The sequence below is a fragment of the Kitasatospora atroaurantiaca genome (assembly GCF_007828955.1).
Classification (GTDB): Bacteria; Actinomycetota; Actinomycetes; order Streptomycetales; family Streptomycetaceae; genus Kitasatospora; species Kitasatospora atroaurantiaca.
The window spans coordinates 6,976,597-6,996,184 of record NZ_VIVR01000001.1; the positions used below are offsets into that span (position 1 = coordinate 6,976,597).

At 73.4% G+C, this 19,588-nt stretch carries 16 protein-coding genes; all 16 read left to right on the plus strand.

Translation table 11 applies throughout. The annotated features are described in order from the left end of the window. The first annotated feature begins 21 nt into the window (after positions 1 to 21). The 16 genes from FB465_RS36405 to FB465_RS31445 are packed head-to-tail and all read left to right on the plus strand — an operon-like array spanning position 22 to position 19,564. Positions 22 to 2,100, plus strand: coding sequence for a phage tail sheath C-terminal domain-containing protein (locus tag FB465_RS36405; protein ID WP_246192969.1), 2,079 nt, complete (start codon positions 22 to 24; stop codon positions 2,098 to 2,100). A gap of 34 nt (positions 2,101 to 2,134) precedes the next feature. Further along, positions 2,135 to 2,641: a phage tail protein gene (locus tag FB465_RS31375; protein WP_145796001.1), complete on the plus strand. Its 507-nt coding sequence runs from the start codon at positions 2,135 to 2,137 to the stop codon at positions 2,639 to 2,641. A gap of 4 nt (positions 2,642 to 2,645) precedes the next feature. Next, a complete protein-coding gene (locus FB465_RS31380) occupies positions 2,646 to 3,449 on the plus strand; it encodes a hypothetical protein (protein ID WP_145796003.1) in 804 nt (267 codons plus the stop codon). Beyond that, a complete protein-coding gene (locus FB465_RS31385) occupies positions 3,446 to 4,384 on the plus strand; it encodes a hypothetical protein (RefSeq protein ID WP_145796005.1) in 939 nt (312 codons plus the stop codon). The genes FB465_RS31380 and FB465_RS31385 overlap by 4 nt, the downstream gene beginning before the upstream one ends. Beyond that, positions 4,381 to 5,610 (plus strand): Pvc16 family protein, encoded by a 1,230-nt coding sequence (locus FB465_RS31390; protein WP_145796006.1) that lies wholly within the window; start codon positions 4,381 to 4,383, stop codon positions 5,608 to 5,610. Before FB465_RS31385 ends, FB465_RS31390 begins: the two co-directional genes overlap by 4 nt. Continuing rightward, entirely contained in the window at positions 5,607 to 7,877 is a 2,271-nt protein-coding gene (locus tag FB465_RS37180; protein ID WP_145796008.1) for an AAA family ATPase, read from the plus strand. The genes FB465_RS31390 and FB465_RS37180 overlap by 4 nt, the downstream gene beginning before the upstream one ends. After that, a complete protein-coding gene (locus FB465_RS31400) occupies positions 7,874 to 8,146 on the plus strand; it encodes a hypothetical protein (RefSeq protein ID WP_145796010.1) in 273 nt (90 codons plus the stop codon). The genes FB465_RS37180 and FB465_RS31400 overlap by 4 nt, the downstream gene beginning before the upstream one ends. After that, positions 8,143 to 8,802, plus strand: a complete 660-nt coding sequence (locus tag FB465_RS31405) for a hypothetical protein (RefSeq protein WP_145796012.1) — start codon at positions 8,143 to 8,145, stop codon at positions 8,800 to 8,802. The genes FB465_RS31400 and FB465_RS31405 overlap by 4 nt, the downstream gene beginning before the upstream one ends. Then, positions 8,799 to 9,161 (plus strand): LysM domain-containing protein, encoded by a 363-nt coding sequence (locus tag FB465_RS31410; protein WP_145796014.1) that lies wholly within the window; start codon positions 8,799 to 8,801, stop codon positions 9,159 to 9,161. The genes FB465_RS31405 and FB465_RS31410 overlap by 4 nt, the downstream gene beginning before the upstream one ends. Continuing rightward, complete coding sequence (locus FB465_RS31415; RefSeq protein ID WP_145796016.1) at positions 9,154 to 10,290, plus strand: hypothetical protein; 1,137 nt, start codon at positions 9,154 to 9,156, stop codon at positions 10,288 to 10,290. Before FB465_RS31410 ends, FB465_RS31415 begins: the two co-directional genes overlap by 8 nt. Beyond that, positions 10,287 to 10,865: a phage baseplate assembly protein V gene (locus FB465_RS31420; protein ID WP_246192971.1), complete on the plus strand. Its 579-nt coding sequence runs from the start codon at positions 10,287 to 10,289 to the stop codon at positions 10,863 to 10,865. Before FB465_RS31415 ends, FB465_RS31420 begins: the two co-directional genes overlap by 4 nt. Positions 10,866 to 10,886: 21 nt before the next feature. Beyond that, on the plus strand, positions 10,887 to 11,213 hold the full coding sequence (locus FB465_RS31425) for a hypothetical protein (protein WP_145796018.1): 327 nt from the start codon (positions 10,887 to 10,889) through the stop codon (positions 11,211 to 11,213). Then, on the plus strand, positions 11,210 to 11,605 hold the full coding sequence (locus tag FB465_RS31430; protein ID WP_145796019.1) for a GPW/gp25 family protein: 396 nt from the start codon (positions 11,210 to 11,212) through the stop codon (positions 11,603 to 11,605). The genes FB465_RS31425 and FB465_RS31430 overlap by 4 nt, the downstream gene beginning before the upstream one ends. Beyond that, on the plus strand, positions 11,602 to 14,169 hold the full coding sequence (locus tag FB465_RS31435; RefSeq protein ID WP_145796021.1) for a putative baseplate assembly protein: 2,568 nt from the start codon (positions 11,602 to 11,604) through the stop codon (positions 14,167 to 14,169). Before FB465_RS31430 ends, FB465_RS31435 begins: the two co-directional genes overlap by 4 nt. Next, positions 14,166 to 16,994, plus strand: a complete 2,829-nt coding sequence (locus FB465_RS31440; protein ID WP_145796023.1) for a putative baseplate assembly protein — start codon at positions 14,166 to 14,168, stop codon at positions 16,992 to 16,994. Before FB465_RS31435 ends, FB465_RS31440 begins: the two co-directional genes overlap by 4 nt. Beyond that, entirely contained in the window at positions 16,991 to 19,564 is a 2,574-nt protein-coding gene (locus tag FB465_RS31445) for a hypothetical protein (RefSeq protein WP_145796025.1), read from the plus strand. The genes FB465_RS31440 and FB465_RS31445 overlap by 4 nt, the downstream gene beginning before the upstream one ends. The last annotated feature ends 24 nt before the right edge of the window (positions 19,565 to 19,588 follow it).

The following is a 19,588-nucleotide window of genomic DNA, read 5'->3' on the forward strand; positions in this document are numbered from 1 at the left end:
ACCAGCAGAACAGGAGAGGCCGTGCCTGAGCAGCTCGCCCAGCCGGGTGTCTACATCGAGGAGATCCCGAGCGGCGTCCACACCATCACCGGCGTCGCCACGTCCATCACCGCCTTCGTCGGCCGGACGGCCCGCGGCAGCACCGAGAGGCCGGTCACCGTCACCGGGTTCGACGGCTTCGTCCGCGAGTTCGGCGGGCTCTGGGCCGACAGCCTGCTGGGCTTCGCGGTCCGGGACTTCTTCCTCAACGGCGGTAGCCAGGCGGTGATCTGCCGGCTCTACCAGGCGCCCCAGGGCTCCTCCGGCGCCGCCAGGCTGGAGTTCGGCAATGGCGATCAGAAGGTGACTCTGGACGCCGTCTCGCCGGGCACCTGGGGGAACAGCCTGCGGGCGAGGGTGGATGTCACGGGAGCGCCGCCCGGTGAGCTCTTCAACCTCGTGGTCACGGATCGGAGTGCTCAGAGGTCCGAGCGGCACGTCGGCGTGTCGCTCTACTCCGATCACCCGCGCTGTGTCCGGAGTGTGCTCGAGCGCGAGTCCTCGCTGGTCCGCTGGGGTACGGCGCCGCTGGCGCCGCCCGCCGCCGGCGGCCCGCGGGTCCGTCCGGAGGCCGCGCCCAGTCCGACGGCCTGGCAGGACGCGGCCGGCCTGGCCGAGGGGAAGGCCGCCGACGCCGACAAGGCCCTGAAAGCAGCCCTCGGGCAGGACGCCGCAGCGAGCGGGGCCGCTCGGGCCGCCGCCGACGCATCCGTCCGGGCCAAGGCGGCCCGGACGGACGCCGACCAGGCGAAGCAGGCGGCCGATACCGCCCTCACCACGGCCACGGCGGACAAGGACAAGGCCGACACCGCCCTCGCCGCCGCCACCAAGGCGGTGGACGACGCGAAGAAGCTCGACCCGACCGTCCCCGCCAACCAACTGAAGCTCAAGCAGGCCCAGGCGGAGCTGGACAAGGCCCAGGCCGCCGCCGACAAGGCGACGGTGGCTGCCACCCAGGCCGATGCCACCCAGAAGCAGAAGGCCCAGGCTGCCACCGACGCCGCGCAACGGGAGACGGACGCGGCCAAGGCGAACACCGACGCGGCCACGTCCGCGCAGCAGGCCGCCGCCGCCTTGGGCAGCCGACGCGACGCCCTCAAGACCGCGAAGGACGCGGCTGCAGCGGCGGCGGCCCAGCTCGGCGGTTCGGACGGCGACGACCTGTCCAGTACCGAGGAGGTCCGCAAGCAGTACGAGCGGCTTCTCGATCACGCCGACGTCTTCAACCTGCTCTGCATCCCGCCGTACAAGCGCAGTGGTGAGGACGTCGAGCCGGTGCTCTACGACCTTGCCGCCGCCTACTGCAAGCGTCGCCGAGCGGTGCTCCTGGTCGACCCGCCGTCCGCCTGGACGACGGTGGACGCCGCGGTGACGGGCTTCCGCGCCGAGGCGGACCAGCTCGGCGGGCGCGGGCCGAACGCGGCCGTCTACTTCCCCCGGCTCAGCCAGCCGAATCCGTTCAAGGGCGACGCGGTGGAGAGCTTCGCTCCTTGTGGTGTGGTGGCTGGGGTGTTGGCGCGGACGGATGCGGCGCGTGGGGTGTGGAAGGCGGGGGCGGGGTTGGAGGCGGGTTTGGTGGGGGTGCCGGATTTGTCGGTGCGTCTGTCTGATGGTGAGAACGGGTTGTTGAATCCGTTGGGGGTGAATTGTCTGCGGTCTTTTCCGGTGGTTGGTCGGGTGGTGTGGGGGGCGCGGACGTTGGCGGGGGCGGATGTGTTGGCGTCGGAGTGGAAGTATCTGCCGGTTCGTCGGTTGGCGTTGTTCATTGAGGAGAGTCTGTTTCGGGGGACTCAGTGGGTGGTGTTCGAGCCGAATGGTGAGGCGTTGTGGGCGGAGGTGCGGTTGAACGTGGGGGCGTTCATGCAGCAGTTGTTCCGTCAGGGGGCTTTGCAGGGGCGGTCGCCGCGTGAGGCGTATTTCGTGAAGTGTGATGCCGAGACGACGACGCAGGCGGATCGGGATCTGGGTGTGGTGAATGTTCGGGTGGGTTTTGCGCCGTTGAAGCCGGCGGAGTTCGTGGTGGTGCAGGTGCAGCAGCTGTCGGAGCAACTCCCGTCCTGACCGGGCCGGGACAAGACGAGGAAGTGCAGGAGAGATGGCCCAGTTCACCGTCAACACCCAGCGATTCGACCCCTACAAGAACTTCAAGTTCCGCGTACGTTGGGACGGTCGGTACGTCCTCGGCGTCAGCAAGGTCAGCGGGCTGAAACGCACCACCGAGGTGGTCAAACACCGGGAGGGCGGCGACCCGTCGAGCAGCCGGAAGTCGCCGGGGCGGACGGAGTACGAGGCGATCACTCTGGAGCGCGGCGTCACCCACGACCCCGAGTTCGAGCAGTGGGCCGACAAGGTGTGGAACTACGGTTCCGTCGGAGCCGAGTCCGCGCTGAAGAGCTTCCGCAAGGACGTGACCATCGAGGTCTACAACGAGGCCGGGCAGCTGGTCCTCGCCTACAAGGTGTACCGCTGCTGGGTCTCCGAGTACCAGGCCCTGCCGGACCTCGACGCCAACGCCAACGCCGTGGCCATCCAGCACCTCAAGCTGGAGAACGAGGGCTGGGAGCGCGATGCCGAGGTCCCCGAGCCGCAGGAGCAGGGGTGAGGGCGTGACCGAGTCGGGTACGGCGTGGGGGGACGACGCCGGTCTGCGTCCGCTGACGGATCAACTCCTTCTCGACACCTGGGAGCGGGCAAGCGCCCTCGCCCCGGTCAGTCGGCCGCTGGCGCTGCTGGCCACGGCCTATCCGCAGTACGGCTGGGAGCAGCTGGCCGCCGAGCCGCTCGGCCGTTGCGACTCCCTGCTCGCGGAACTGCGCCGTTCGCTGGTCGGAGACCTCGTGGAGGCGGTGGCGTCCTGCCCCTCCTGCTCGGACGTCGTGGAGGTCTCCTTCTCACTGGCCCGGCTGCTCGAGAGCGGCGCGGCTCAGGGCGGTGGATCCGAGAGCGGCGCCGCCGAGGGCGCCGAGGCCGGGGTGGAGCTGAGCGTCACGGCCGAGGGTCATGAGATCCGGTGCCGGCCGGTGACCGCGGGCGACCTGGTCGCCGTACGGGGCGTACCCGACCCCGCGTCGGCCCTGCTGGCGCGGTGCGTCATGGAGGCCAGCCGGCTCGGCAGAGCGGTACCGCCCGAGGAGCTCCCGGAGGGGGCGCGCTCCGCGGTGGAGGAGGCCCTGGCGGCCGCGGATCCGCAGGCGGAGACGCTGCTCGGCCTCGGCTGCCCGGCCTGCGGCACGGAATGGTGGGCGCCGTTCGACCTCGCGGCCTTCCTCTGGGCCGAGGTCGAGCGGCTGGCGATGCACACCCTGGGCGAGGTCGACACGCTCGCCCGGGCCTACGGCTGGCGGGAGTCGGACATCCTGGCGCTCGGTCAGCTCCGGCGCCGCCGGTATCTGGACCTGGTGATGGCATGAACGGGCAGCCGGGCGGGTCCCGGACGTCGTCGGTCGCCGGAGCCGGTGGCTTCCTGGCGCGGATCGCCGCACGTGCCGAGGGCGGGAGCGTGTTGGGGCAGCTGCGTCCGCGTCCCGTCTCGCGGTTCGAACAGGTCCGTGACGAGTGGGAAGCCGACGGGTACGAGCGCTTCGCCGACCCGATCCTCCCCATGGATCCGGCGCCATCGCACAGCACTTGGGCAGCCCCGGAGGCCCACCCCCTGGTCGCCGCACCCGTGTCGCCGCAGCCCCCGCAGGCGGTTTCGGCCGGTGCGGACGGGCGGGCCCTCGGGGCCGGTCGGAGGGGCGTGGCCTGGGCCGAAGAGGCAGCGGTCGATGTCCGGGCCGAGTCGGCCCCAGGGTGGCCGCACGCCTTCGTGACCGAGAACGAGTCCGTGAGCCCGGTATCCGTCGATGCGCCGCCGGCCGTTGCCTCGCAGGCCAGTGTCACCCCGGCTCGTGCCGTACTGCCCCGTACCTTTGACACGGCTTCACCCGCCCCGGCACCTGTCGCGCCGGCGATCCAGACGACCCAGACGACCCAGACGGCCCGGACGGCCCGGACGGCCCGGACGGCCCGCGGCGAGAGCCGTGAGGTGCTCGACGGCGGACGGCCGTCACCCCGCCCCGGCCGGGAACGGACCGAAGCTCCGGAGCCGCAGCCACCGTCCCCGGCCGGCGAGGGGGCGGGGCTTCCCGAGCGGGTCGACCGGTCCGAGCAGCGGTCGGTTGCGGCGCGCCGCCGCCAGGCGCCCCCGTCGGCGGCGGCTCCGGTCGTCCACGTCACCATCGGCCGCGTCGAGGTACGTGCCGTCTCCCCAGGGACGGCCCGAGCGGAGCGCAGCCGCCCCGAGGAGCCTGCCGTGGCCGCGCTCGACCAGTATCTCCGGCGACGCGCGAGGAGCCGGGGATGAGTACGGGACGTGCCATCGAAGCCGTCACCCAGACCCTCCGCTCCCTGCTCACACCGGTGACCCCGCAGGTCACCGCGCGGCCGCTGGACCAGGCCCGGGGAGCGGGAGCCGGCGGCCTGCAGCTCAATCTCTTCCTCTACGACATTGCGCCCAACGCGGCCTGGCGCAACCTCGAACCGCCCGCCCGGTCAGCCGGCGGCGGTCTGCACCCGCCGCTGGCCCTCGACCTGCACTACCTGGTGACGGCCTACAGCGACACCCAGGACGAGGCGCCGGCACACCGTCTCCTCGGCGAGGCCATGCAGCTGCTGCACGACGGCGCGCTGCTGGCGCGCACCAAGCTCGAGGGCGTCCTCGCCGACGCCGGGGTGCACCTGCAGCCGGACCGGGTCCGGCTGACGCCGGTTCGCCTCGGCATCGACGAGCAGTCCAAACTGTGGTCGGGGTTCCAGACCCAGTACCGGCTCTCGGTGGGCTATCAGGCCTCCGTCGTGCTCATCGACACCCTGAAGCCGCCGGAGGCCCCGCTCCCGGTGCTGCGGCGCGGCCGCGAGCCTCTGGACCCGCTGGGCCAGGACCAGGGCGTGCCCGTGGTCGGTGGCGCGGCGCCCCGGCTGGACGCGCTCACCGTGGCCGCGTGGCGTGGCAACCCCTCCCTCCCCGCCCGGACGGGGGATCAACTCGTGCTCGAGGGCGAGGGCCTGGCGGGTGGTCCGGTCCGTGGCCGGTTCAGCCATCCGCGGCTCGGCGCGCCGCTCTGGGAGGACGCCGCGGCGGGTTCCACGGCCGAGCGGGTGCTGCTGCCCGTCCCCGCCGGGCTGCCCGCCGGAGTCGCCACCGTCACGCTGGCCATCGGGCCGCCCGCCGGGCCGCTGATCACCAGCAACTCCCTACCGCTGCCGGTCGCCGTCCGGTTGGGTCAACCGGTCCTCGGGCCGGCGGGTGCCGGCTCCGTCCCGGTGACCGTGCCGTGCGACCGCCTGCTCGTCGACGACCAGGCCGTGCTGCTGCTCGTGGGCGGCGGCCAACTGCCGCCCACGGCCGCCGTCCGGGCCGGGGTCGACCTCTCCTTTGACGTGCCGCGCACGGCGCCCGCGGGGACGGCACTCACGCTGCGACTGAGGGTGGACGGCATCGACTCGATCCCGCTGCCCGAGCCGGACGCGGACCCGGCGAAGCCACTGCCCACGCAGTTCGACCCCGCCCAGCAGGTGGTGCTGCCATGACCGGGGTGACCGAAGAGACCTCCTCCGCCTCCGCGAGCTGGGAGGACAGGAACAACGCGTATCTGGGCGCCTCCCTGCACTGGCTGCGCCTGCGCCTCCAGGCCGTGGCCGAGGATCTCCACCGCCAGGCCCGTCCGGCCGCCCCGCACACCGCGACGCCGAGTGAGCCCGCTCCGGGGCCGGTGCCGGCGCCGACGCCGGCGCCTGCCCCGACCACGGATGTGCGCGAGGGCCGCCGCTGGTGGTCGCCCCGCGAACGCCCTCAGTCGGCGCCTCTGCAGGCCGCACCCCCCGGTCCCTCCGACAGCCCGCAGCCCACGCCCGCCCCGGGCCGGGCGGACGGCACACCCGAGCCGCCCGACGTGCTCGCCCTCGCCGCCGAGGCCCGTGACGCAGCCGCGGCGGCCGTGCACTCGGCCCACGAGGAGCTGTCCGAGAGGCTGGGCCTGACAGCCTTCGAACGGGACGTGCTGCTGCTTGCCGCGGCACGCGAGTTCGACCCGGCGGTGGACGCGCTCAGCGCGGCGGCCGGCGCGGGTGGTCAGCTGCCCGGTCCGACCTTCGGGCTCGCGCTCCGCCTCTTCGACCAGCCGGCGTGGGACGCGCTCTCGCCGGAGCGCCCGCTGCGCCGTCTCCGGCTCGTCCAGCTGGACGGCACCGGGGGCCTGACCGCCTGCGTGCTGCGCGCGGACGAGCGGGTGGCCAACTACCTCAAGGGCCTGGACCACCTCGACGAACGGCTGGCCGAGACGGTCGTCCCGCTGGACGACGGCGACGGAGCCGTCGCGCCCTCGGCCTCCCAGCGGGAGGCCGCGCAGGCACTGCGCTCCCGGATGCGTCAGCCGGTCTCCGACGGCCGTCCGCCGGTGGTCAACATGGTGGGCCCGGACGCGGCGAGCAAGCAGTTGACGGCAGGTCAGATCGCCGCCGAGATGGGGCGGTCCCTGGTCAGGGTCCCGGTGTCCGCGCTGCCGGTGCAGCCCGCCGCCGCCGGGCTCACCGCGCGCCTCTGGGAGCGCGAGACATTGCTGGCGCCGCTGGCCCTCTACCTGGACGCGGGCGACGAGATCGGCGAGCACGGCCCCGAGACGGCTGCGGCGGTCGGCCGCCTGCTCGCCCAGGTGCACGGACCGGTCTTCCTGGACAGCCGTGAGGTGTGGCCGCACCTGGGCCCGAGCGCTCTGGTGGTCGACGTGGCCGGGCCGACCGCGGGCGAGCAGCGGGCCGTCTGGGCCGCGGCGCTCGGGCCCGGAGAGGAGCAGCTGGCAGGTGAGCTGGCCGCCCAGTTCGACCTCGACCCGGTGGCACTGGGCCGCGCTGCCCTGGCCGTCGGCGACGGGGAGGCGGGTGAGGACGCCGACCAGCTTCGCTCCCGGGTGTGGGGCGCCTGTCTGGCGGTGACCAGGCCCCGGCTCGACCTGCTCGCCCAGCGGCTGGACATCCGCGCCCGCCGCGAGGACCTGGTCCTACCGGAGATCATCACGGAGCAGCTCGACCGGATCCGCGACCAGGTTCGCCATCGCGCGGTGGTGTACGAGGACTGGGGCGTTGCGCGGCAGACGTCCAGAGGGCTCGGCATCACCGCGCTCTTCGCAGGGGAGAGCGGCACGGGGAAGACCACGACGGCGGAGGTGCTCGCGCACGAGCTCTCCCTCGACCTGTACCGCATCGACCTCTCGGCGGTGGTGAACAAGTACATCGGCGAGACCGAGAAGAACCTGCGCAGGCTCTTCGACGCGGCCGAGCGCGGCGGCGCGATCCTCTTCTTCGACGAGGCCGACGCGCTCTACGGCCGTCGCAGCGAGGTCAAGGACAGCCACGACCGCTATGCCAACGTCCAGATCAGCTATCTGCTGCAGCGGATGGAGTCCTACCGCGGTCTGGCGATCCTGGCGACCAACATGAAGGGCGCGATGGACCAGGCGTTCACCAGGCGACTGCGCTTCGTGCTGGACTTCCCGTTCCCCGGGCCCACCGAGCGTGAGGCGATCTGGCGCCGGGCCTTCGCGCCGGGCGTCGCCACCGACCTCGACCACGCCCGGCTGGCCCGGTTCGGGCTGACGGGCGGCAGCATCCACAACATCGCGATGAACGCCACCTTCGCGGCCGCGAGCACGAGCGACCGGGTCGCCGGCATGCCGCAGGTGCTGTCAGCCGTCCGGATGGAGTGCCGCAAGCTCGGTCTCGTCCTGGACGAGGGCGAGTTCCGGTGGGAGCCCCCGGCGGCCGCCGTCGCGGCGCCCGGGGGAGAGGGGAGCCGGCCATGAACGTCACCGTGCACATCGAGCGGCTGGTGCTCGAAGGCGTCGATCTGGGCCCGGGCGCCGCCGGGCGGCTTCGGGCGGCTCTGGCCCAGGCGCTGTCGGAGGCGCTGGCCGGACAGCCCGTCCCCTGGCCGGCGCTGCGCGCGCCGACCCGGCTGACGGTGTCGCTGCCTGCGGGTGGAGCCCTGGGCCCGGGGCCGGCCGCAGCGCTCGGCCGTGACACCGGCCGGGCGCTGGGGGCCGGGTTCACTGCCGGGGGAGGTGCGGCGTGACGGGCTTCCCGCGTTCCCCCCGTCTGATGCGGGGCGGCATCGTGCAGCTCGACCCGGCCTCCGGTTCGGTGCTGCGGATCATCGCCCTGCAGTACAACCCCGACAGCCTGAGCCGAAGCTTCCAGGTCCAGGACACCGGTGATGAGCGTCATCAGCGCTCCCAACCGCTCCGGTTCAAGGCGCCGCCGGTGGAGACGGTCAAGGTCGAAGCCGAACTGGACGCGGCCGACCAGCTCGAATTCCCGGACGCATACCCGGACGCCGGGCAGGTCGGGGTGCACCCGCAGCTGGCCGTGCTCGAGCTGCTGGCCTACCCGACGGTGGATCAGCTCGTCGCCGCCGACCGGTCCGCCGCGGCGGGCTCGCTGGAGATCCTGCCGCTGGAGGCGCCGGTCACCGTCTTCGTCTGGAGCCCCAGCCGCATCATGCCGGTCCGGATCACCGAGCTGTCGGTGACCGAGGAGGCCTTCGACCCGGCCCTCAACCCGCTGCGGGCCAAGGTGCAGCTCGGCATGCGAGTCCTGTCGGTCAACGACGTCGGTTTCGACCACCGGGCCGGCGGGCTCTACATCGCCCATCAGCGCCGGCTCGAGGCGCTGGCCGCCCGGGCCGGCACCGCCGGCTTCGCCGCGCTCGGTATCGGAGGCCTGACATGACGTCCCCCCAGCTCTTCCCGTCCGGGCTGCCGCAGTCGCCGGAGTCCCCGGCCTTCCCCGCCACCAGCCGCTACGCCGGGCTGCCCCTGGCGATGGCGGAGCTGGACGGCCGTCAGGTGCGCTACGTCACCCGCCGGTTCGTGCCGCAGCCGGAGCGCTTCGCGATGCTGCGCGAGCATCCCGTCGCCGAGGGGGAGCGTCCCGACACCCTCGCGGCCGCCGAGCTCGGCGATCCGGAGCGGTTCTGGGTGCTCTGCGACGCCAACGGCGCCCTGCACCCGGCCGAGCTGACCTCCATCGTCGGCCGACGACTGCGGATCACGCTGCCCGAAGGGGTACCGGGGGCGGCCGATGCTTAGCGGTTCGGTCCACCTCACCCTGCTCGTCGGCCCGGCCGTCCCCGTCCCGGTACCGCGGTTCGTCCTGGACGCCCTGACCGGCGTCACCGTGCACAGCACGGCCGAACCGGGCAAGCAGAGCGCCTTCGAGCTCACCTTCGAGCTGGAGAAGGGCTCGCTGCTGCCCACCGTCTTCCTCCTGGTCGGCGGGAGCCTGCCGCCGGTCCTCAGGGTGGTGATCACGGTCACCGTGGGCAGCATGCCCGAGGTACTGATCGACGGCGTCATGACCTCCACCAGTCTCGCCCCGGGGGCGAACGGCACGCCGTCCGTGCTGACCGTCCACGGCATGGATCTGACGGCCCTGATGGAGAAGATCGACGGCACCGGTACGCCGTTCCCGGCCCTGCCGGTGGCGGCGAGGGTGCTCACCGTGCTGGCCAAGTACGCCGCCTTCGGGGTAATCCCGGCGGTGGTGCCCAGCCTCGTCCCCGATACGCCCAACCCGCTGGAGCGGGTCCCCGTCCAGCGCGGCACGGACCTGGCGTACCTGCGCCGGCTCGCCTCCCGCTCCGGCTACGTCTTCACACACATCCCCGGGCCGGTCCCCGGAGCCAGCATCGCCTACTGGGGGCCGCAGGCCAAGATCGGCCTGCCGCAGCCCGCACTCAACGTCGACCTGGACGTGCAGACCAACGTCGAGTCACTGAACTTCAGTTACGACGCCGAAGCCGCCACCCTGCCGGTGATCTTCATTCACCACCCGGAGACCAAGGCGATCATCCCGGTGCCCATCCCGGACGTCTCTCCGCTCAACCCCCCGCTCGGCGCGCTTCAGCCGATCCCCCACAGGATCCGCTACATCCGGGAGACGGCCAAGCTCGGCATCGCCGAGGCCGTGCTGCTGGGAATGGCGAAGTCCTCCTCCGCGGCCGACGTGGTCACGGCCCAGGGCAGCCTCGACGTCCAGCGGTACGGCCAGGTGCTGCGCCCGCGTGCGCTGGTCGGCGTCCGCGGCGCGGGCACGGCCTTCGACGGTCTCTACTTCGTCCAGTCGGTCGACCACCAGCTCAAACGGGGCTCCTTCACCCAGCAGTTCACCCTGGTCCGCAACGGACTCGTCTCGACTCTCCCGGTGGTGCCGGTATGACGATGACCGACGACAGCGACTACACCGTCCCCTTCGGCGGGTCGGCCGATGCCGAGGAGGGCGGCGGTGGCGCGCGCTTCTACGGCAAGTACCGCGCCACCGTCGTCAACAACGTCGACCCGCTCGGGATCGGCCGGATCCAGGCGCTCGTGCCCGACGTCTCCGCCGTCCTGCCCTCCTCCTGGGCGTTGCCCTGTGTGCCGATCACCGGTCAGCAGAGCGGCGTCTGGGTGGTGCCGGCGGTCGGTGCCGGGGTCTGGGTGGAGTTCGAGCAGGGCGACCCCGACCACCCGATCTGGACGGGCGGCTTCTGGGGCAGCCGGGCCGAGGTGCCCGCGCTCGCCCAGGCGGGTGTCCCGGCCAGTCCGAGCATCGTCCTGCAGACCCTCGGACAGAACACGCTTGCCATCTCCGACGCACCCGGCGCGGCCGGCGGGATCCTGCTCAAGGCCCGGAGCGGCGCCTCGATCACCGTCAACGACCAGGGAATCATCATCCAGAACGGCCGGGGTGCCAGCGTCGTGCTCAGCAACAACCAGGTCCTCGTCAACGTCAACGCACTCGTCGTGCAGTGACCGGAACCCAGGGAGACACCGATGCCGGGACAGATCCTGCACCAGGGCGCCGTCGTCCAGTGCGCGCACGGCGGGCGTGCCGTGCCGTCGAGTACCTATCCGCGGGTGCTGGTCAGCAACATGCCGGTCTGCGTCCAACAGGTGCCGTACCTGGTCGCGGGCTGCGCCCTGCCACCGCCGCCCGCCGCCAACGGCCCCTGCGTGACCGCCGCCTGGATGAGCGGATCGCTCCGGGTACGGGCCGGTGGCGTCATGCCCTTGGTGCTCTTCGACAGCCGGGCGACGGCCGCACCGAGCGGCACACCGCTTTTTGCGGTCTCCGCGCAGCAGCGGGTGATGGCCACATGACGACCCCGGGTGCCGGAACCGGACGGGTCGACGTGGCCTTCCCGTTCCGCTTCGACGAGCGGGGGCGCACCGCCATGCCCGCCGACTACGACCGCCACGTCCGCGAGCTGCTGGAGCAGCTCCTGTTCACCTCCCCGGGCGAGCGGGTCAACCGGCCCGACTTCGGCTGCGGCCTGCTCCAGCTGCTCTTTGCCGCCAACAGCCCCGAGCTCGCCGCCACCGTCGAGTACACCGCCCGCGCCGCCGTCCAGCGCTGGCTCGGCGACCTGCTCGACCTTCTCGAACTCCGGGCCACCGCCGAGGAGTCCGTGCTCAAGGTGGACGTCAGGTACGTGGTGCGCCGCACCCGCCAGGAGGCCGAGGCCCACTTCGTCCGGGAGGTGCCCCGATGACAGCCACCGACCTCGCATGCGCCACCGATCACCGCCGCGAGCTCGTGATCGCCAATGGCCTCAACGGGATCGACGGCATCGAGGTGGCCGATCCCGATCCGACGGACGGTACCGTCGCGCTCTGCGTCAGCCTCCTCGGCCCCGTCCCCACGGATCTGACGACCGATCACCTTCGCGTCGACGCCGAGCCCGGAGCCCGCCGCCTCCATGTGCTCGGTGTCCGCGCCAGGCAGCCGCACGACGAGGACGAGGACGGCTGCCTGGAGGTCACCCTCGACCGGGCGGGCGACGGCACGACCTACCACCTCGCCCTGGTCGAGCCCGGCCCGCACGGACACCCGGGCCGGCAGCCCCTGCACGGCTTCGACGTCCGCTACCACCGGGCGCCCTTCGGGTTCTGCGGTGGACGGGTCGCCGACACCGACTGCCCGCCCGGGCCCGAGTGCCCTCCGAGCCCCGTGCCCGCACCCGCGCTCGACTACCTGGCCAAGGACTACGCCTCCTTCCGGCGGTTGATCCTCGACCGGCTGAGCCTGCTGGTGCCGGGCTGGCGCGAGCGCCACATCCCCGACCTGGGCGTCACCCTTGCCGAGCTGCTCGCCTACACCGCGGACCAGCTGAGCTACTACCAGGACGCCGTGGCCACCGAGGCGTACCTGGGCACCGCCCGCCGCCGCGTCTCCGTCCGCCGGCACGCCCGGCTGGTCGACTACCTGCTGCACGAGGGCTGCAACGCCCGAGCCTTCGTGCACGTCCACGTCAAGACCGAGCCCTCCCCGCCCTGGCACGCCGACGAGGTCGCCCTGCTCACCGCCTTCGAGGGCGCACCGCCTCCCGGTCACCCGCTGCGCTGGGAGGAGCTGCCCCCGCAGGCCCTGGACGGCGCCCATGGCTTCGAGCCGCTGACCGACGACCCCGGCGGCCCGCTGCCGCTCTTCCCGGCGCACAACGAGATCCGGATCCACGACTGGGGCGACGGGCAGTGCTGCCTGCCCGCCGGTGCCACCTCCGCCACCCTGGTCGACGCCTCGCCGGGGCCCGACCGGCTGCGCCTGGAACGCGGGGACTTCCTGCTTCTGGAGGAGGTCCTCGGCCCGCGCACCGGGCGCCCGGGCGACGCGGACCCGGCGCACCGGCACGTCGTCCGGCTCACCTGGGCGCGGCGCGGCCAGGACGAGGTGCTCGGCACCCCGATCCTGGATGTCGGCTGGGCCGCGCAGGACGCGCTGCCCTTCCCGCTCTGCGTCTCCACCATCGGCCCCGCCCCGGAGTGCCGTCCGCTCGACCGGGTCAGCCTGGCCAGGGGCAACGTCCTGCTGGTCGACCACGGCACCAGGGTCGAGGAGCCGCTCGGCCCGGTGCCCGGCGCGCAGGACGCGCCGCGCTGCGAGGCCGAGTGCCGCCCGGCCGAGCAGGTGCCCGCCGCCGCCCGGTTCCGCCCCCGGCTCGCCCACCCCCACGTCACGTACGCCGAACCCCTGCCGGGCCCCTCCGCCTGCGCCTGCCCACCGGCCGCCGCCGAACTTCTGCACCGTGACCCGCGTCGGGCGGCCCCGGCCGTCCGGCTCACCGAGACGGTCGGACAGGCACTCTGGCTGCCCGCCCCCGACCTTCTCGCGAGCGCGCCCGACGACCGGCGGTTCGTGGTCGAGACCGACGACGAGCGAGCCTCCCGGCTGCGCTTCGGCGACGGTCGCACCGGTCGGCAGCCCGACCCCGGCGCGTCCTTCACCGCCCGCTACCGGATCGGCGAGGGGCCGGCCGGAAACGTCGGTGCCGAGGCGATCGTGCACCTGGTGCTGCGGCCCGGGGTGGGCGGCCACGACCTCGTCGTGCGTCCCCGCAACCCACTGCCGGCGGCCGGCGGCACCCCGCCCGAGACACCGTCAGAGGCCCGGCCGGCCATCCCGGTCGCCTTCCGCGCCACCCGCGAACGGGCCGTCATCCCCGAGGACTACGCCGAGCTGGCCGTGCGGGCCGGCGGCGACCGGCTGCAGCGCGCCACCGCCGACCTGGTCTGGACGGGCAGCTGGTACGAGGCCGACGTGGCCCTCGACCTGCGCGCCGCCGGGCCGGCCGCCGGCTGCGGATGCTCGCAGGCGGACGGCTGCGGGGGCGGGGAGTGCACCGCGGCCGAGATCACCGCGGCCCTGGAGCACGCCCGCCGGCTCGGCCACGACCTGCGGGTCACGCCGGCCACCCCGGTTCCGGTGGAGCTCGAACTCACCGTCTGCGTGCAGCCGTTCCACGTCCGGGCCCAGGTCGCCCAAGCGCTGAGGGAGGAGTTCTCCGCAGGCGTGCTGCCCGACGGGCGGCTCGGGTACTTCCACCCCGACCGGTGGAGCTTCGGCGAGGGCGTCCACATCAGCCGGGTCCTCGCCGCCGCTCAGGCGGTGCCCGGGGTCTCATCCGCCGAGGTCACCGGCCTGGTCCGGCAGGGCGAGCCGGACCAGGGCGCGCTGGCGCAGGGCGTCCTGCCGATGGGCCCGCGCGAGGTCGTCGTCCTGGACACCACCCGGCCGCGCAATGGCCGGATCACCGTCATCGCGGGAGGCGGCCGATGAGGAACTGCACCTGCGGCTGCTGCGCGGGCGCCGGCTCGCGGACCCAGCCGACCCCGCCGACCGCCAACCCGCCCGGCCTGCCCGGGCTGCGGCTGCGCGTCGGCACCCACCCCACCTTCCTGACCGCCATGCTCGACCGGCTCGCCGCAGCCGACCTGCCCGGAGTCGCCGGGCTTACCACCCGCGCGCCGGACGACCCGGCGATCGCACTCTGCGACGCCTGGGCCGCCGTCGCCGACGTGCTGACCTTCTACCAGGAGCGGATCGGCAACGAGGGTTACCTCCGCACCGCGACCGAGGCCCGCTCGGTGCACGAGCTGACCCAGCTCGTCGGCTACCGCCCCCGGCCGGGCGTCGCGGCCGGCACCCACCTGTCGTTCACCCTGGAGGCCGGGCACACGGAGGTGATCCCGGCCGGCACCAAGGTGCAGAGCCTGCCGGGCCCCGGCGAGCTGGCCCAGGCGTACGAGACCAGCGCCCCGCTGTCCGCACTGGCCGCCGCCAACCGCCTCCCGGTCAGGACCACCCGCCCGCAGTTGATCACCGTGGACAACGTCGGCTTCCTTCCCGAGCTGTGGCTCGACGGCATCGCCACCCGCCTCCGGGTCAACGACCTGCTGCTCATCCGGGTCGAGGGCCACATCGAGGGCAGCGAGGACGTCCGCTACGAGCCGCGGCGCGTCAGTGCCGTCGAGGAGGACGTGGAGCACCTGCGCACTCGGGTCGCCCTCGCCGGCGGCTACGAGCCGGAGCCGCCCGCGTGGCAGCAGGTCGGCGATCTGGAGCAGCTGGTCGACCTGTTCACCACCCGGCCCGAGGACGAGGCGCCCGATGTCCCGCCCCCGGGGAAGGCGTCAGCCGACTCCCGGCTCAGGCTGGCCGAGCTCCTCCACCCCGAGCTCGCCGGTGCCCTGCACACCGCCTGGGCTGGGTCCACCGTCACAGGCCCGCCGACCGTCGAGGTCTACGCGCTGCGCGTGGCCGCACCGCTGTTCGGGCACAACGCGCCGCGGAAGCCCACCTATAAGGACGCCCGGCCAGAGCCCATGGAGAAGTGGCTCGACTGGGACGAGCAGGAGGGCGCGAGCGCGAGCCGTTCCAAGAGGCTGCCGCTGCCGGAGACGCCGGGCGCCATCTACCTCGACAGCCCCTACCAGGACATCCGCAGCGGCACCCTCGCCGTGGTCGCCGTGTCGAAGACCGGCCAGCAGAGCAGCCGTCGGAACGCTCCGGACGAGGAGACGTTCACGGTACTCGGCAGCGACCCTGACACCCCGCTCACCGCCGACCTGATGGCCAGATCGGCCTACGGCCTGGCGAACAGGGCCACGAGGATCACCCTCGGCGCGGACGGCGAATGGCCCGTCCCGAAGACGATGGACGATCTGCGCCGCATCACCGTCCACGCCGCCCCCGAGCTGCTCCCGCTGGCCGACCTCCCGATCACCGAACCGGTGCAGGGAGGCGTCCTCGAACTCGCCGGGCTGATCGACGGCCTGGAGTCCGGACGCCTGCTGGTCGTCTCCGGGGAGCGGACCGACCTCCCGGGAGTCGCCGGAGTCACCGCCTCCGAGCTGGCCCAGGTCGCCGAGGTGCGCCAGGGGACGGCGGCCCGCCACATCCAGAGCCTCGGCATCACCGCCTCCGAGGAGGGCGAGAAGAACCACAGCTTCCTGCTGCTCGAACAGCCGCTGACACACCGCTACCGCCGCGACACCGTCACCGTCCACGGAAACGTTGTGCACGCCACGCACGGCGAGACCCGCACCGAGGTGCTCGGCAGCGGCGACGCCTCCCTCGCGCACCAGCGCTTCACCCTGCGCAGCGGCCCGCTCACCTACGTCTCCGCCCCGACACCCACCGGCGTCGAGAGCACCCTCCAGCTGACCGTGGACGCTGTACGCTGGCCGGAACGCCCGTGGTTCCTCGGCCTCGGCCCGGACGACCGCGGGTACGTCACCGAGACGGACGAGCACGCCGGCACATCCCTCATCTTCCCCGACGGAACATCGGGCCGCCGCCTCCCGACCGGCAGCGAGAACATCCGCGCCCGATACCGGACGGGGATCGGCAGATCCGGCAACACCGGTACGGGCCGGATCACCCTGCTGGCCACCAAGCCGCTCGGCGTCCGAGACGTCGTCAACCCGCTGCCCGCCACCGGGGGCACCGACCCCGAACGACCGGACCAGGCCAGGGTCGGCGCGCCACTGCCGCTGAAGACCCTCGACCGGCTGGTCTCCCTGAGCGACTACGCCGACTTCGCCCGCGCCTTCGCCGGGGTCGGCAAGGCCGCCGCAGACCGGCTGGCCGACGGCCGGGGCGGCCTGATCGCGGTCACCGTCACCGGCGTGGACGGCGCGCTGCTGCTCCCCGACTCCGACGTGATCGGCAACCTGCGCACCGCGCTGCGCCGTTTCGGCGACCCGGCCGTGCGGATCCGTGTGCTGCCGGCCGAGCGGTTGGTCATCTCGGTGGGCGCACGGGTGAGGCTGCTCCCCGACTACCAGTGGGCGAGCGTCGCGCCGGTGCTCAGGGCTGCCCTGTCGGACGCCTTCGGGCCCGTCCGGCGCGACCTGGCGCAGAACCTCGTGCTCTCCGAGGTGGTGGCTGTCCTCCAGGCCGTCCCCGGCGTGCACTCCTGCCGCGATCTCAGGCTGGCGTCCGTACCACCGGGAGAGCCCGTCCCACCCGACGCGCACCCGGGCCCCTGGCTGCCGGCCCTCGGCGCCCGTCGCACCGACGACGTGCTCCACCCGGCGCAGCAGCTGTGCACGGCCGTCGAGCTGCCCGAACTCCTCGACCTGAAGGAGGATGTCGCATGACTCGCGCGACTCGCGTGACGGAGCCTGGTGCCGGCGCCGCCGAGCCCGACCGGCTGTTCGACCTGCTCCCTCTGGTGCACCGGATGCGCGACGAGGCGGCCGGCCACCCGCTGCGCGACCTGCTACGGGTGATCGCCGAACAGGTGCAGGTGGTCGAGGACGACATCGCCCAGCACTACGACAACTGGTTCGTGGAGACCGCAGAGGACTGGGCGGTGCCGTATCTGGCGGATCTGGTCGGCTGGTCGCCGGTTCCGGACTCCGGCTGGACGGCCGCCGGGGTGTCCGGCCGCGACCTGGCCCGCCGGTCGGCGCTGGCACCCCGCCAGGACGTCGCCAACACCCTGCGCCACCGGCGTCGCAAGGGGACGAAGGCACTGCTCGAAGACCTGGCGTGGGACGTCGCCGCGCTGCCGGGCCATGCCGTCGAGGCCTACCGGTTGCTCGCCCGGCACCAGCAGCTGAACCACCTTCAGCCCGGCCGGGCCAGGACGGCCGAGCTGCGCGACGCTGCGCTGCTCGCCGGGATCGACGGACCGTTCGACCGCGCGGCACACAGCGTCGACGTCCGCCGGGCCGGCTCGCACCGCACGGGAGGCCTGCACAACATCCCCGAGGTCGGCCTCTACGTCTGGCGCCTGCACGCCTACCCGGTGACGCACACCCAGGCGGGCCAGGTCGAGCGGGTCGGGCGGTGGGCGTTCACCTTCGACCCGATGGGATTCGACGTCCAGCTGTTCGGCCGTGGCGCGGACGGCGACCGCAGACGCCACCCGCAGGAGCCCGTGGATGTGCCCGCACCGATCGACCGACATGCCCTCGGCCTGCTGGGCCGGGCCTCTCCGCAGTACTACGGCGAGGGGAGGTCCCTGGTGATCCACGCTCCCGACTGGCCCAAGCCCGGGCAGGGCCGGCCGGTGCCCCCGGAGCGGGTGATCACGGCCGACCTCAGCGACTGGGACTCCTACCGGCCGCTCCCGGGCACGGTCGCCGTCGACCCGGTGCTCGGGCGGATGCTCTTCCCCCGCCGCACCCCGCCGCACCACGTCCGCGTCGGCTACCACTACGGCTTCAGCGCCGACCTGGGCGGCGGGGAGTACCAGCGGCCGCTGCCCGAACCGCCCGAGGCCGACACCTACCGGATCCACCTCGACGACCTCACCGACCCCGACGCCCTGCTGGCCGAGATCCGGCAAGGGGCAGGTGCAGAGTCCGCGCTGATCCGGCGTCACTGGTCGGGCGAGGAGACCGACCCGGCGCTGGTCGGAGCCCTCAACGACGCGATGGCGGACGAGGCCCTCTACGAGCTCGCCCATCCGGGGCAGCCGGTTCCGGCCGGCGCCCCGCTGCTGGTGGCCGACCGTCGCCACCTGGAGCAGCTCTGGCCGTCCTGGATCAATCCCGCCCGGTGGTACCGGGGCGTCGCCTCGGCCGCGGAGTTCCGGGCCGCTCTGCACGACTGGGAGCATCAGAAGCCGCGCTACGCGGTCATCGAGATCACCCGTAGCGAGGTCCTCGGGATCAGCGCCGAGCTGACCCTGAGACAGCATCAGCACCTGCTGATCCGTGCCGCCGAGCGCACCCGTCCCGTGCTCTGGCTGGCCGACCGCCACGCCGACGGGCCCGACTCACTCTCCGTCAGGCTGGCACGGGGCAGTCGGCTGACCCTGGACGGCCTGGTCGTGGGCGGACGGGCCGTCCACCTCTCCGGCCACGGCCACGATGTCGACCACGACACCGACCGTGGCGAGGGTCACGACACCGACCGTGGCGAGGGTCACGACACCGACCACGGTGACGGTCGCGGCACCGGCCACCCGCGCGAGTGCTGTGCACCGGCCCGGGTGGTCATCCGGCACTGCACGCTCGTCCCCGGTTGGGCGCCCCGACCCGGGTGCGACACCGAGCGGCCGGCCCCGCCCTCGATCGAGCTGGCCGCGCTGCCCGGAGCGGAGGTGGAGATCAGCCACTCGATCGTGGGCCCGGTGCAGATCGAGGCCGGCCCGGCGCGCGGCGAGCCGCTGCGGCTGTCCGTGAGCGACTCCGTCCTCGACGCCACCCACCCCTTCATGGAGGCGGTCGGAGCCGGCGGCCCCGCCGTGGCCCGAGCGGTCCTGGACATCGCCCGCACGACCGTCCTAGGCACCGTCCAGGTGCACGCCATCGACCGCGGCGAGAACACGATCTTCGTCGGCGAGGTCAAGGCGGCCCGAAGGTCGCGAGGCTGCCTGCGCTTCTGCTGGGTGCCGACCGGCTCGCGGACGCCCGGACGGTTCCACTGCCAACCGGACACCGCCCTGGCCGCCCTCGGTGCCTCGCCGCCCCCGAACCTGGTCGCAGAGACCGAGCGGCGGCTCCGGCCGCGCTTCACCTCGGTCCGCTATCCCGGACCGGCGTACGCCCAACTCGCGTCCGACTGCCCCGACGAGATCCGCACCGGCGCGGACGACGGCTCCGAGCTCGGTGCGTTCCACGACCTCTACCTGCCTCAGCGGCTGACCGCCCTGCGCACCCGCGTTGCCGAGTACGTCCCGGCCGGTCTGGACGCCGCCATCATCCCCGTGAACTGACCTGTGTCCCTGTGACAGTGAGGA